This window comes from Dechloromonas aromatica RCB, assembly GCF_000012425.1.
The window spans coordinates 4448005-4461125 of record NC_007298.1 but is presented as its reverse complement, the minus strand read 5'-3'; the positions used below and the strand labels follow the sequence as shown (position 1 = coordinate 4461125).

Annotated in this window: 13 protein-coding genes; 5 read left to right on the top strand and 8 right to left on the bottom strand. The window is 61.5% G+C overall.

Annotated elements, in window-relative coordinates; translation table 11 throughout:
• The first annotated feature begins 25 nt into the window (after positions 1-25).
• Positions 26-793, top strand: coding sequence for a TIGR01458 family HAD-type hydrolase (locus DARO_RS21190; protein ID WP_011289881.1), 768 nt, complete (start codon positions 26-28; stop codon positions 791-793).
• Between the two features lie 6 nt (positions 794-799).
• On the opposite strand, the gene DARO_RS21185 is transcribed toward DARO_RS21190, so the two are convergent.
• The 8 genes from DARO_RS21185 to DARO_RS21150 all read right to left on the bottom strand — a co-directional run bounded on the left by DARO_RS21185 (position 800) and on the right by DARO_RS21150 (position 9079).
• Positions 800-1714: an ATP-binding cassette domain-containing protein gene (locus DARO_RS21185; protein WP_041224582.1), complete on the bottom strand. Its 915-nt coding sequence runs from the start codon at positions 1712-1714 to the stop codon at positions 800-802.
• Positions 1715-1731: 17 nt separating this feature from the next.
• On the bottom strand, positions 1732-2370 hold the full coding sequence (locus DARO_RS21180; RefSeq protein WP_011289879.1) for an alpha/beta fold hydrolase: 639 nt from the start codon (positions 2368-2370) through the stop codon (positions 1732-1734).
• A 3-nt stretch (positions 2371-2373) separates the two neighbouring features.
• Positions 2374-2682, bottom strand: a complete 309-nt coding sequence (locus tag DARO_RS21175) for a (2Fe-2S) ferredoxin domain-containing protein (RefSeq protein ID WP_011289878.1) — start codon at positions 2680-2682, stop codon at positions 2374-2376.
• Between the two features lie 133 nt (positions 2683-2815).
• Positions 2816-5512: a cation-transporting P-type ATPase gene (locus DARO_RS21170; RefSeq protein ID WP_011289877.1), complete on the bottom strand. Its 2697-nt coding sequence runs from the start codon at positions 5510-5512 to the stop codon at positions 2816-2818.
• Positions 5464-6519 carry a VanZ family protein gene (locus DARO_RS21165; RefSeq protein WP_011289876.1) on the bottom strand — a complete coding sequence of 352 codons (1056 nt, stop codon included), beginning with the start codon at positions 6517-6519 and terminating at the stop codon, positions 5464-5466. Before DARO_RS21165 ends, DARO_RS21170 begins: the two co-directional genes overlap by 49 nt.
• 138 nt (positions 6520-6657) lie before the next feature.
• Positions 6658-8205, bottom strand: a complete 1548-nt coding sequence (locus tag DARO_RS21160) for a high affinity choline transporter 1 (RefSeq protein ID WP_011289875.1) — start codon at positions 8203-8205, stop codon at positions 6658-6660.
• Between the two features lie 71 nt (positions 8206-8276).
• Positions 8277-8933 (bottom strand): pseudouridine synthase, encoded by a 657-nt coding sequence (locus tag DARO_RS21155; protein ID WP_011289874.1) that lies wholly within the window; start codon positions 8931-8933, stop codon positions 8277-8279.
• 2 nt (positions 8934-8935) lie between these two features.
• Entirely contained in the window at positions 8936-9079 is a 144-nt protein-coding gene (locus tag DARO_RS21150; RefSeq protein WP_198134082.1) for a hypothetical protein, read from the bottom strand.
• Between the two features lie 229 nt (positions 9080-9308).
• On the opposite strand from DARO_RS21150, the gene recA reads away from it, so the two are divergent.
• The 4 genes from recA to DARO_RS21130 all read left to right on the top strand — a co-directional run bounded on the left by recA (position 9309) and on the right by DARO_RS21130 (position 13118).
• Positions 9309-10340, top strand: coding sequence for a recombinase RecA (gene recA, locus DARO_RS21145; RefSeq protein ID WP_011289872.1), 1032 nt, complete (start codon positions 9309-9311; stop codon positions 10338-10340).
• A 133-nt stretch (positions 10341-10473) separates the two neighbouring features.
• Positions 10474-10890: a recombination regulator RecX gene (gene recX / locus DARO_RS21140; RefSeq protein ID WP_497463012.1), complete on the top strand. Its 417-nt coding sequence runs from the start codon at positions 10474-10476 to the stop codon at positions 10888-10890.
• The gene (lptB, locus tag DARO_RS21135; protein WP_011289870.1) at positions 10887-11621 is read left to right on the top strand and encodes an LPS export ABC transporter ATP-binding protein; all 735 of its coding nucleotides are present in this window, start codon (positions 10887-10889) and stop codon (positions 11619-11621) included. Before recX ends, lptB begins: the two co-directional genes overlap by 4 nt.
• A 27-nt stretch (positions 11622-11648) precedes the next feature.
• The gene (locus DARO_RS21130; RefSeq protein ID WP_011289869.1) at positions 11649-13118 is read left to right on the top strand and encodes an RNA polymerase factor sigma-54; all 1470 of its coding nucleotides are present in this window, start codon (positions 11649-11651) and stop codon (positions 13116-13118) included.
• The last annotated feature ends 3 nt before the right edge of the window (positions 13119-13121 follow it).

The window sequence follows — 13121 nt, the reverse complement described above, 5'->3', positions numbered from 1 at the left end:
GTCGAGGTTCTTCAAGGGAGCGGAAATGGCGCCAATAATCTCACCAAAGGCCGTATTGATCGATCTGGCCGGCGTGCTGCATACCGGAGACGAGGCTTTGCCGGGAGCCGTCCGGGCCTTGGATCGCCTGCGTGCTTCGGGTTTGTCCCTGCGTTTCCTGACCAATACGACGCGGACGCCCAGCACCATCCTGTTTGCCAAGTTGCAGCGCATGGGTTTCACGCTGGCCGCCAACGAAATCCAGACGGCTGCCCTGGCTGCCCGAACGCTGGTGCGTAGCCGGGGTTTGCGTCCGCTATGGCTGGTTCACCCGGATATCGCCGGCGAAATGGGTGATAGCGACGCCGATCCGGATATCGTCGTGCTGGGCGACATGGGAACGCACACCACCTACCCGATCCTGAACCATGCCTTCCGGCTCCTGATGCAGGGGCTGCCGCTGATGGCCATGGCGCGTAATCGCTATTTCATGGAGCCGGACGGCCTGTCGCTGGACATGGGGGCCTTCGTCGCCGGGCTGGAGTATTCGGCCGGAATCAAGGCCGAGATTACCGGCAAGCCGGCGCCCTCCTTCTTCGATGCGGCGCTGGCTGAACTCGGTGTGGCTCCCGCCGAGGCGGTGCTGATCGGCGACGATCTGAGCGACGATATCGGCGGTGCGCAGGCGGCGGGTATCCCCGGCATTCTGGTACGAACCGGGAAATATCGGGCTGGCGATGATGCCCATCCGGACATTCGCCCGGCCGCTGTTTGCGATGACTTTGCCGCAGCGGTTGACGGACTGATTGGCTGAAAGACCTTAGTCGCGCAGTTCCCTGCCGGTCAGCTTGATGAAGACGTCTTCGAGGTTGGAGGCGCGGTGCACGTAACGCAGGCCTTCGGCGTCGGCCAGTTGGGCCAGCAGTTGGCGCGGATCGCGGCAGTAGAAGAAGGCGGTTTCGCCGCTGGTTTCGACGCGCTCGGCCAGATGCTTGTGGTTCTGGACGAAAGCTTCCAGTTGACCATGTGCTTCGTCAAACACCTCGACGACCTGCGGTTCGATCTGCTCGGCGATCAATTGCCGCGGACTGCCTTCGGCAATCTTGCGGCCATGGTCGATGACGATCAGCGTGTCGCACAGGCGTTCGGCTTCGTCCATGAAATGCGTGGTCAGGATCAGCGTCTTGCCGGCCGATTTGAGCTGTTTCAGTCGCTCCCAGATCAGGTGGCGGGCTTGCGGATCGAGACCGGTCGTCGGCTCATCGAGAAAGATGATGTCTGGGTTGTTGACCAGGGCGCGGGCTAGCGTCAGGCGACGCTTCATGCCACCGGACAGCGTGGCAATCCGTGCATCGGCCTTGCTCGACAGGCCGGCAAAATCGAGCAACTGCGGGATCTTGGCGCGGATGTCGGTGTCCTTCAGTCCGAAATAACGACCGAAGACGAGCAGGTTTTCGGCGCAGGTGAAATCCGGGTCGAGATTGTCGAACTGTGGCACGACGCCGATCCGTGCTCTCGCCGCTTGCGCATCATCCGGAATGACGTGGCCGTTCAGGACGATGTCGCCGCTGTCCGGCCCGGTCAGGCCGAGGCAGAGGCGCAGTGTCGTCGTCTTGCCGGCGCCATTCGGGCCAAGCAGGCCGAAGCAGGTGCCGGCTTCAACGGCGAAAGACAGGCCGGCAACGACTTCGTTGCCGGTGTAGGTCTTGTGCAGATTGCCGGCGCTTAGTGCCATGCAACCAGAGGCTGGTGCTAGTGCCGCCATGCGCGGGTCACGATGTCGCGAATCAGGTGCAGGCGACGGTGGAAGAAGTGATCGGCGCCGGGCACGACGACGACCGGCAGGTCGAGCGGTTGCGCCCATTCCAGCACGTTGACCAGCGGCACGGTGTCGTCGGCTGAGCCGTGGATGACGATGGTGTCGTGCGGCACGGCCTCGGTGTCGTATTGGCGGGTGCCTTCGACGAAGCCGGCGGCGGTGCCAACCAGCACCAGGCGCTGGGCCGGGTGACTGGCTTCGGTCAGCCGCTTGGCGACCCGGGTCTGGCAGAAGGCGCCAAAGGAAAATCCGGCCAGCGCAACGGGCAGGTTGCCGCAGCGGCACTTGGCGTCTTCGAGCACGGCGAGCAGGTCATCGACTTCGCCGTTGCCTTCGTCATGCACGCCTTCAGTGCCGCCCACGCCCCGGAAATTCGGGCGGAAAGCGGCATAGCCGAGCGCGACGAAGGTGCGGGCCAGCGTGTAGGCGACCTTGTTGGTGTTGGCGCCGCCACCGATCGGGTGCGGGTGGGCGATCAGCGCGATGCCTTTCGGGGCATCCGGGCGCTCCATGATGACTTCGATCTTGCCGACCGGGCCATCAACGAAAATTTTCTCTTCAACGACGCGCATGGTTCAGATCTTCAGGCGGTCGACGACTTTGCCGCCGATCAGGTGTTCCTGGATGATTTCCTCGACGTCTTCCTTGTCGATGAAGGAATACCAGGTTTCTTCCGGGTACACGACCATGACCGGCCCGTTGTCACAGCGGCCGAGACAGCCGGCCTTGTTGATACGGACAGCGCCGGCACCGTTCAGTTTCAGCGCGCCGATGCGGTCCTTGGCGTAGGCAAACATGTCGGAACCGCCGACGTTGTTGCAGCATTGCTCGCCGCCTTCGCGCTGGTTGGTGCAGACGAAAACGTGGTGTTTGAAATAGCTCATGCGGGGTCTCCTGTGCAGAGTCGCATTATAGGCGAGGCGGTTTCGCGTGGAGTGCGCTGGCGATATTTCGAATATTGGCGGTTGTTTGGGGGCCGCGGGAAGGGGCGCGGCAAGGCAGACTGTTTGGCAGGGTTCAGTGTGCGCTCAATTGCTTCTCGATCCCGATCACCAGCGAACATGAGAAGGCCACGGCGACAATTTCCAGCCATTCTGTCGGACCGATCGGTGCCGTCTGGAATAGCTGGTTCATTACCGGCAGGTAGGTCAGCGCCATTTGCAGGCAGAGCATCGTACCGACGCCGGCCCAGATCCATGGATTCGAAAACAGGCCTTGGCTCCAGAATCCGCGAGTGAGCGAGCGGCAGTTGAACAGGTAGGTCATTTCAACCATGACGAAAACGTTGACGGCGACGGTACGCGCTTCGGCCAGCGTATGGCCTTGCTTGAGTTCGAGCAGGAAGAGGCCGAAGGCGCCAGCCAGCAGCAGCAGCGAAACGAGCACGATGCGGCGGATCAGGTGGGCGTCGAGGACCGGCATGTCAAGTCGGCGGGGTTGCCGGTGCATGATGCCGCGCTCGATCGGCTCGAAGGCAAGCGGCAGGCCGAGCAATACGGCGGTGGTCATGTTGATCCACAATATCTGCAGTGGAGTGATCGGCAGCGTGGCGCCAAACAGGATGGCGGCGACGATGACCAAGCCTTCGCCGAAGTTGGTCGGTAGCGTCCAGGTGATGAACTTGATCAGGTTGTCCCAGACGCCCCTGCCTTCCTCGACTGCCGCCTCGATGCTGGCGAAGTTGTCGTCGGTCAGCACCATGTCGGCTGCCTCCTTGGCGACTTCGGTGCCGGCCAGCCCCATGGCAATGCCGATGTCGGCCTGCTTCAGGGCCGGGGCATCATTGACGCCGTCGCCGGTCATCGCGACCACTTCGCCACGGGTCTGCAGGGCGCGAACGAGGCGCAGCTTTTGTTCCGGCTCGACACGGGCGAAGACGTCGACGGTGTGTGCAGCTTCGGCCAGCGCACTGTCGTCGAGGCGGCTCAGTTCCCGGCCGGTCAGGGCGTGCTCGGCGTTCAGGCCGATCTGCCGGGCAATCGCCAGTGCCGTGGCCGCGTGGTCGCCGGTGATCATCTTGACCCGGATGCCGGCCGAATGGCAGTTGCGAATGGCCGAGATCGCCGCCTTGCGGGGTGGGTCGATCATGCCGACCAGGCCGATCAGCGTCAGCTTTTCGATGGATTCCGTGCTCAACCCGGCGCTTTGACCAAAACTCATATTCCGCCGCGCCAGTAGCAGCACGCGCATACCCTGCACCGCATAGGCGCTTGCCACCTTCTCGATGAGCCTATGGTCGATCGGAACCGGCTGGCCACTGGCCGACAGTTGATCGACGCAGAGAGGCAGTAGCCGTTCCAGGGCGCCCTTGACGTAAACAACTCCCTCGCCATCGCCGCCATGCGCCGTTGCCATGAACTGCTGGCTGGCATCGAAAGGCAATACGTCATGACGCGGGAAAATCGCCAGCAAGGTGTGCTCGTCCAGCCCCCCCTTGCGGGCCGCGACCAGCAGCGCGGCTTCGGTCGGGTCGCCGGTAATTTTCCAGTGCTGGCCTTCGCGGCTCAGGCTGGCATCGTTGCACAGCGCGCCGGCAACCAGGCATTCGCGTACGGCGCCGTCGATGACGGCGGGCATTTCGTCGTGGCTGATCTCACCTTCCGGGTTATAGCCATGACCGCCGAGCGCATAGCCTTCCCCGCCGCACCACAGGACGCGGACGGTCATTGCGTTTTCAGTCAGTGTCCCGGTCTTGTCGGAACAGATGACCGTCGTGCTGCCCAGCGTCTCGACCGCCGGCAAGTGGCGGATGATGGCCCGGCGCCTGGCCATGCGGGCGACGCCGATGGCCAGCGTGACCGTGACGGCGGCCGGAAGGCCTTCCGGAATGGCGCCGACGGCCAGTGCCACTGCCGCGATGAACATGTCGAAAGCCGAGCCGCCGCGGGCCAGGCCGACGCAGACCGTGAGCAGCGCCAGTCCGCCGATGGCCCACAGCAACCAGTTGGAAAAGGTCGCCATCTTGCGGGTCAGTGGTGTTGCCAGATCGGGGGCGGCGGCGATCAGGCCGGCGATACGCCCGGTTTCCGTGGCATCGCCGGTGGCGATGACCAGCCCGGCTCCCTGCCCGGCGACTACCGTGGTACCGGCATAGGCCATGTTGCTGCGTTCGGCGAGCAGCGTATCGGTTGCCATTGTGTCGGTGTGCTTGCTGACCGGCAGGGATTCGCCGGTCAGCATCGAGTCATCGGTATGCAGTTCACGCTGATGGAAGAGGCGCAGGTCTGCCGGGATGCGGTCGCCGGCGGCGAGGATCACGACATCACCGGGAACCAGCTGGCTGGCGTCGAGTTGCCGCCGATGGCCGCCGCGCCGGACGGTGACCGGCGTGACCACGCTGCGCGCCAGCGCGGCCAGGGCCCCCTCCGCCTTGGCCTCCTGCCAATAGCCGATGATGGCGTTGGCCAGCACGACGCCGAAAATCACGCTGCTGTCGGTCCATTCGCCAAGCGCAGCGGTGATCATGCCGGCGCCGATCAGGACCAGCACCAGCGGCTGCATCAATTGTTCGAAAAAACGCCGCCAGGCTGGCTTGCCCGGCTTTTCGGTCATCAGATTCGGGCCGTGGCGGCTCAGACGTTCAGCGACGTCGGCCTCGCTCAGGCCGCTCAGGCAGTTTACCGCCAGTGCCTGCGCGACCTGCTCGCCGGTCTGGGCGTGCCAGGCTAGCGGCGTGACGTCAGGAGCAGGAATGGCAGGGTCAGGAAGGGCCATAGTGTGGCAACCAGACGGGTCAGACCATTGAAGTTGAGGAAATGCCCCTGTCGCCAGGTGGCCAGCGCCGCTGCCGAGTAGGGGTTGGGTGGCGCAAGGTTGACGAGGACTGTGCCGGCCATCAAGGCCAGTGCGGCAATCATCAGGCGTGGGGTGGCGGGCAGCGCTAGCGCCCCGGCAAGGATGGCGATGCCGACCATCAGCCCCAGTCGCACGCCCGGGGTGAGCCAGGCCAGTGCATCGGCTGGGCTGATCAGAATGGCGGCCGCCAAGGTGGCCACGGTCAGACAGAGAAGCATGAACAGCGGCACGATCAGATAGGCGACCAGCAGGCGGGCGCACAGCATACGGACAATCAGGCCGACGGCGACGGCGTTGAAGGCCGTGATGCAGGCTTCGATCAGGACGAAACTCTCGGCAGCGAAAGGCATGGTGCCGGTCAGCCCGAGCATCTGGCGCAAATCGCCGGCGCCGAAGAGCAGGGTTTCCGGCGACAAGGGGACGAGCAGCCACAGCCCGAGCAGCGTCAGGCCGAGTTCGGCGTGTGGAATGGGCGCGATCAGCTTGTGTTCAAGGGCTGCGATCCGGGCAAAGATCCGTGGTCCGACTGACTGGGCCCACAGGGCACCAAGCAGGCCGCCAAGCGTGTTGCAGGCGAGGTCCAGGTTGGAGGGCACGCGGGAAGGCAGCCAGGTCTGCAGGGTTTCCATGCAGAAACTGACCCCACCGGCAAGCAGCGTGGCCAGCAGCAGCGCGGTGAATCGGCCAGGGACGCCGCTGAGCGCCAGGGTCAGGAAGAAGCCCAGCGGCAGATAGACGGCGACGTTGGCCACCAGATCAAAAACGGTCCAGTAACGTGGCCAGCCGCCTTCGAGAAAGGCGATCGGCGAAACTCCGGTATCGCGCCAGCCGGAGAAAGGATGCAGGCTGCCATAGACAACTAGCCCGAACCAGGCGAGAGCCAAATAGCGGGAAAGCAGGATGGGGCCACGACCGTGATGAGGCATGAAGCTGATTTTAGGGGCTATCCGCCAGTCCGTCAGCCCTTATGTTTGGTAACAATGATTGCACCGGCCGGCCTTGCCGCTCTTTGCTCCGTTACATTGTCAGTGGAATTCGACGCCGGGTGACATGCCCGGCGGCCATTAATGATGATGCTGGTGTTCCGTTGCGTGGTGAGTTTCAGCTGCGGCGCGATGACGCAGTGCTTCGTGAATGTCCTGTTGCGGCAGTGGATGGCCGACCCATTGTGGCAACAGTGAGCCGGCAACCATACCGAGAATGCTGACGCCAAGTCCGATCAGTTGTGGCGGTACCAGTTGCCCGGCATTGGCCAGCGCATAAGCATAATCGCCGCGACCAGCAGTCTCGCCGCTTACGCTAACCAGCACTTCGACCAGGATCCACGATGACAGGCCACCGAGGATTGCCGCCAACGCCCCTTGCGTGGTCGCCCGTTTCCAGAAAGCGCCAAAGAAAAGTGGCACGAATGCGCCGGCCAGCGTGATCTTGTAGGCGTTTTCCACCATCTTGAAGATGCTGGCATTGGAATACAGTGCGAAGCCGAGCACGATGCCGGCAAAAACCACGATGGAAGCGCGCATGACGCGCAGGAATTCGTGATCACCCATGTGCGGGAACAAGCCGCGGACGATGTTTTCCGAGAAGGCGACCGACGGAGCGAGCAAGGTAGCCGAGGAACAACTCATGATCGCCGACAGCACGGCGCCAAAGAAAATGGCCTGGGCGAAGACGGGTGTGTGTTGCAGGACCAGTGTTGGCAAAACCAGTTGCGAGTCGGTCTCGAGCAGGCCCTTGAACAGATCGGGGTCGATCAGCGTGGCCGAGTAGGCGATGAACATCGGCACGAAAGTGAAGCAGAAGTAGATCGAGGCGCCGAGGAAGGATCCCCACAGCGCGATTTTTTGGCTCTTGGCCGAGGTGATCCGCTGGAAGACGTCCTGCTGCGGAATTGAACCGAGCATCATGGTGATCCAGGCGCCAAGGAAGGTCAGCCACTGCCATGGGTCGGGCGGCGGGAAAAAGTCGAGCTTGCCGGCGCTCGAGGCATGCTGGATCACCGTTTCGATGCCGCCGGCCGGGCCGGAAATGATCCAGGCAATGAACAGCATGCCACCCATGATGACGCCCATCTGAACGAAATCGAGGATGGCGACCGAGAGCATGCCGCCGAAGGTGGTGTAGGTGAGGACGATGGCGGCGCCGAGGATCATGCCGGCTGTCTGGCTGATGCCGTCATTGGTGACGACATTGAAGACGAGCCCGAGGGCCTTGATCTGGGCCGATACCCAGCCGAGATAGCTGGCCACGATGCACAGCGTGGTCAGCACTTCGACCGTCCGGTTGTAGCGCATCCGGAAATAGTCGCCGAGCGTCAGGATGTTGAGCTTGTAGAGCTTGCGCGAGAAAAAGACGCCAGCAATGATCAGGCACATCGAGGAACCGAACGGATCGGCGACGACGCCGCGCAGGCCATCCTTGACGAAGGTGGCGGACACGCCGAACACCGCTTCAGCACCAAACCAGGTGGCAAACACGGTCGCCGTAACGACCGGCAGCGGCAGATGGCGGCCAGCGACTGCGAAATCCTTGGCGCTATGGACGCGGGTCGCGGCGAACAGCCCGATACCGATGGAAATGAGCAGGTAGAGAACGACGAACCAGATCAGCATGATCGTGCGATCAATGATGGTAAGAGGTTGAAAACGCGAGGATTATAAGGTTATTGTGTGTTTTCGCAGCGTCAAAACGGCGCGTCACTGTGAAATTGCACGGGGCTGCCGGTTGCCGGGTGGACAAAGGCCAGATCCATGGCGTGCAACAACAGACGCCCGGCCTTGCCATGGGCCTCGCCGCCATAGAGGTCGTCGCCCAGGATTGGGTGGCCGAGCGAGGCCATATGAACACGCAATTGGTGCGAGCGGCCAGTGATCGGTTCCAATTCAAGGCGTGTCGTATTGGCGACCGTGTCGTGGCCGTTGACGCGAAAGCGCGTCAACGAGGGTTTGCCGATCGTGAAGTCCACCATTTGCCGGGGGCGGTTCGGCCAGTCGCAGATCAGGGGCAGATCAATCTCGCCGACCTCCTCGGCCAGCAGTCCATCGACGACAGCGATATAGCGCTTGCTGACCTGCCTGTCCTGAAACAGACGTGACAGCTGCCGGTGTATTTCCTTGCCGCGGGCCAGGACCAGCAGGCCGGAGGTGGACATATCCAGTCGATGGACGCTGAGCGCATCCGGGTATTCGTTCTGGACGCGTGTCACCAGGCAATCGTCCATGCCAGCACCCCGACCGGGCACGGACAGAAGCTCGGCCGGCTTGTCGGCAACAATCAGCCACTCATCGGCAAAAATGACCGGCGAAATACCGGCCGGTGGCGGCAAATAAGCGATCGCCACGCTCAGAGCCGAACGCGGCAGCGGGCGTCCTTGAAAGGCGTCGGCTCCCAGGTCCAGCCGCTACCAAGCGAGGTCTGGTTGCAGACCCTCGTGCCGTCCAGCTGGCTGACCCACCAATACCAGGGGGCCGGTTCAGCAATTGCCACGGCAGACGCAAAAAACAGGGCAAAAATGGATAAGCATCTGATCAGCATGAAGAATTTTCTTGCCAAGAAAAGGTGGAACAATGTACTGTATTTATACACAGTAATTCTGAATTCGGTTCGGCGAGAAATATACCGCGTTCGTCGCCCGGCGAAACAAAACGATTCCTGCAATTTCTATTCCATCTTCGGCCCCTGTGCCATAATCCGCTCAAATTTTCGAGGTAACACCATGGACGACAACAAGGCAAAAGCGCTCGCCGCAGCACTGCAACAGATCGAAAAGCAATTCGGCAAAGGCTCCATCATGAAGATGGGCGATGCCGAAATCGACGAAGGCATTCAGGTCGTGTCGACCGGTTCGCTCGGTCTGGACATTGCGCTGGGCGTTGGCGGTCTGCCACGCGGCCGTGTCGTTGAAATCTATGGTCCGGAATCCTCCGGCAAGACCACGCTCTGTCTGCAGGTCGTGGCCGAAATGCAGAAGCTCGGTGGCGTTGCCGCCTTCATCGACGCCGAACACGCGCTCGATCCGCAATATGCCCAGAAGCTCGGCGTCAATGTCGGCGACCTGCTGATCTCGCAGCCGGATACCGGCGAACAGGCCCTCGAAATTGCTGACATGCTGGTCCGCTCCGGCTCAGTCGACATCATCGTCGTCGACTCGGTCGCCGCCCTTACCCCGCGCGCCGAAATCGAAGGCGAAATGGGCGACCAGATGGTCGGCCTGCATGCCCGCCTGATGTCGCAGGCCCTGCGCAAGCTGACTGCCAATATCAAGAAGACCAACACGCTGGTCATCTTCATCAACCAGATCCGGATGAAGATCGGCGTCATGTTCGGTTCGCCGGAAACCACCACTGGTGGCAATGCGCTCAAGTTCTACGCCTCCGTCCGCCTCGACATCCGCCGTATCGGCGCGATCAAGAAGGGTGACGAAGTCATCGGCAGCGAAACCAAGGTCAAGGTCGTCAAGAACAAGGTCGCCCCACCCTTCCGCGAAGCCATTTTCGACATCCTCTACGGCGAGGGTATTTCCCGCCAGGGCGAAATCGTCGAAATGGGTGTTGCCCACAAACTGGTCGACAAGTCCGGTGCCTGGTATGCCTACAAGGGCGAAAAGATCGGCCAGGGCAAGGACAATGCCCGTGAATTCCTGAAAGCCAATCCGGAAATCGCCCAGGAAATCGAAGCCGGCATTCGTGAGGCTGCCAGCACCAACGTGATCAAGCCGGTCAAGGCGGCCAAGGCAGCGGATGCCTGACCAGGCGTCGAGCGGAAGTCCCGTCGTTAATGACGGGCTTCGCGAGACAGAGCCCGACTCTGGCGCTGTCGAGCGCCGCTCAAAGTCAGGGCGAGGAAGCGCCGGGCTGCAGTCCGGCGCGACGCAGTTGCGCGTGCGCGCCCTGCAACTCCTGACCCGGCGTGATTACTGCCGGGCCGAGTTGAAGGCCAAGCTCGCGGCGCACGCCGAGTTCGAGGAGGAACTCGACGGCGTACTCGACACCCTGCAGGCCGAACGCCTGCTTTCCGATCACCGCTACGCCACCCAGCGTGTCGTGGCGCGAGCCGGTCGCTACGGAAATGCCCGCCTGAAGCAGGAGCTTCGGCAAAAAGGCGTCGGTGATGATGACATCGCCACCGCCTTGCCGGAAGCCGGCGACGAGACGGATCGCTGCCGGGCTATTTGGGCAAAGAAATTCGGCCATCTGCCGGAATCTGCCGAAGAGCGTGCCAAACAGATGCGTTTCCTGCAATATCGCGGTTTTTCCGGTGATGCCATTCGCCGGGTGATGCGCGGAGTCGATCAATGAATAGCCCAGTCGCCAAACTTTCGGCCAACAACCTGAAAAAACGCTACAAGACGCGGACGGTCGTCGAAGATGTTTCCTTCGAGGTCAAATCCGGCGAGGTTGTCGGCCTTCTCGGCCCGAATGGCGCCGGCAAGACCACCTGTTTCTACATGATCGTCGGTTTGGTGGCGGCCGATGGTGGCGAGGTCTACATCGACGACAACCGACTGACCCATCTGCCGATGCACAGTCGGGCCCGTCTCGGTTTGTCCTACCTGCCGCAGGAAGCCTCTGTTTTCCGCAAGCTGAACGTCGAGGAAAACATCCGCGCCGTTCTCGAATTGCTCAAGCTGCCTGAGGCTGAATTAAATGACCGGCTGGAAGGGCTGCTCAACGAACTGCACGTTGGACATGTCCGCCACGTCAATGCCTCTGCATTATCCGGCGGTGAGCGTCGGCGGGTTGAAATTGCCCGCGCCCTGGCCACCAATCCGCGTTTTATCCTGCTCGATGAGCCTTTTGCCGGGGTTGACCCGATTGCCGTGCTCGAAATCCAGAAGATCATTCGCTTCTTGAAAGAGCGTGGCATTGGTGTCCTGATCACCGACCACAATGTCCGCGAAACCCTTGGTATCTGCGACCACGCCTACATTATCAACGCCGGAAATGTATTGGCCGCTGGACGGCCGGCCGAAATCGTGGAGAATGAAAGCGTACGGAAGGTTTATCTCGGCGAGCATTTCAGGCTCTAACCGACAGACCCCACCCGACACTATCCGATGAAGCCCGCTCTCCAGCTAAAACTATCCCAGCATCTGGCGCTGACTCCTCAGCTCCAGCAGTCGATCAAGCTACTTCAGTTGTCGACGGTGGAAATGCAACAGGAAATCGAGCGTTATCTGCTCGAAAATCCCATGCTGGAACGCGAAGACGAGCATGGCGGGGATAATTTCTCAGCCGCCCAGCAGTTCGACGCGCCCCAAAGCAACGAAGGTGAGCGCGAGCAAAAGGTTGAGCGGGAAGAACGGGATGCCCGCGAGGAACGCGAGCAGGATGTGCCATCGGCTCCGTCGGAGGTGGACGATGACCGCTGGGCCTCCGATGCCGGGACCTTTACCGGCGCCGGTCGCGATGAAGACGACGATAGCGATTCCCGCGACATCCATGCGGCCAACGTCAGCCTGCGTGACCATCTGGGCTGGCAACTGGGCATGACCCAGCTATCGGAGCGCGACCGCAGTCTGGTGCGTTTCCTGATCGAAGCACTCGATGATGATGGCTATCTCTCGGCGCCGCTGGTCGAGTTGTGGGAAACCCTGCCGCCGGAATACGAAATTGAAATCGAAGAGCTGGAAATTGCGCTGCGCCATATCCAGAATTTCGACCCGATCGGCATTGGTGCCCGCAGTCTTCAGGAATGCCTGCAGCTTCAGCTCAAGGTTTTGCCGGTATGTGCCGAACGTACACTGGCCCTGGCTATTGTCGACAAGCATCTCGAACTGCTCGCCGCCCGTGATTTCGCCAAGATTCGTCGTCTGACAGGTTGCGATGACGAGGCTTTGAAGGCGGCGCACAGCCTGATCACCAGCCTCAACCCACGGCCAGCTGCCGGGTATGCCCAGATTGAAGCGCGCTACATCACGCCGGATGTGATCGTGAAGAAGCTAAAGGGCAAGTGGACCGCCTACATCAATCCGGATGCCTACCCTCGGTTGCGCATCAACCGTCTGTATGCCGAAATTCTCGCCAAGCAGCGGCGGGGCAACGGCAATCTATCTACGCAGTTGCAGGAGGCGCGCTGGCTGATCAAGAATGTCCAGCAGCGCTTCGAAACCATACACCGTGTCACGCAGACCATTGTCGATCGCCAGCGCCAGTTCTTCGAACACGGCGAAGTGGCCATGCGGCCGCTGGTGCTGCGTGAAATCGCCGATATTCTCGGCCTGCACGAGTCGACTGTATCGCGGGTGACCAGCCAGAAATACATGGCGACACCGCGCGGTATCTTCGAACTGAAATACTTCTTTGGCAGCCATGTCTCCACCGATAGCGGTGGTGCTTGTTCTGCTACGGCCATCCGCGCCCTGATCAAGCAATTGATTGCGGCTGAGGATGGCAAGAAGCCCTTGTCGGATAGCCAATTATCCGAAATACTAGGCCAGCAGGGAATCGTAGTTGCCCGACGGACGGTTGCCAAATACCGCGAGTCGCTCAACATCCCCCCGGTCAATTTACGCAAGACCCTGTAGAGA

Bases quoted from the DNA above. Each gene is read 5' to 3' on its own strand.
- DARO_RS21190 (WP_011289881.1), top strand. From the start codon at position 26: ATGGCGCCAATAATCTCACCAAAGGCCGTATTGATCGATCTGGCCGGC.
- DARO_RS21185 (WP_041224582.1), bottom strand. From the start codon at position 1,714: ATGGCACTAAGCGCCGGCAATCTGCACAAGACCTACACCGGCAACGAA.
- DARO_RS21180 (WP_011289879.1), bottom strand. From the start codon at position 2,370: ATGCGCGTCGTTGAAGAGAAAATTTTCGTTGATGGCCCGGTCGGCAAG.
- DARO_RS21175 (WP_011289878.1), bottom strand. From the start codon at position 2,682: ATGAGCTATTTCAAACACCACGTTTTCGTCTGCACCAACCAGCGCGAA.
- DARO_RS21170 (WP_011289877.1), bottom strand. From the start codon at position 5,512: ATGGCCCTTCCTGACCCTGCCATTCCTGCTCCTGACGTCACGCCGCTA.
- DARO_RS21165 (WP_011289876.1), bottom strand. From the start codon at position 6,519: ATGCCTCATCACGGTCGTGGCCCCATCCTGCTTTCCCGCTATTTGGCT.
- DARO_RS21160 (WP_011289875.1), bottom strand. From the start codon at position 8,205: ATGCTGATCTGGTTCGTCGTTCTCTACCTGCTCATTTCCATCGGTATC.
- recA (WP_011289872.1), top strand. From the start codon at position 9,309: ATGGACGACAACAAGGCAAAAGCGCTCGCCGCAGCACTGCAACAGATC.
- lptB (WP_011289870.1), top strand. From the start codon at position 10,887: ATGAATAGCCCAGTCGCCAAACTTTCGGCCAACAACCTGAAAAAACGC.
- DARO_RS21130 (WP_011289869.1), top strand. From the start codon at position 11,649: ATGAAGCCCGCTCTCCAGCTAAAACTATCCCAGCATCTGGCGCTGACT.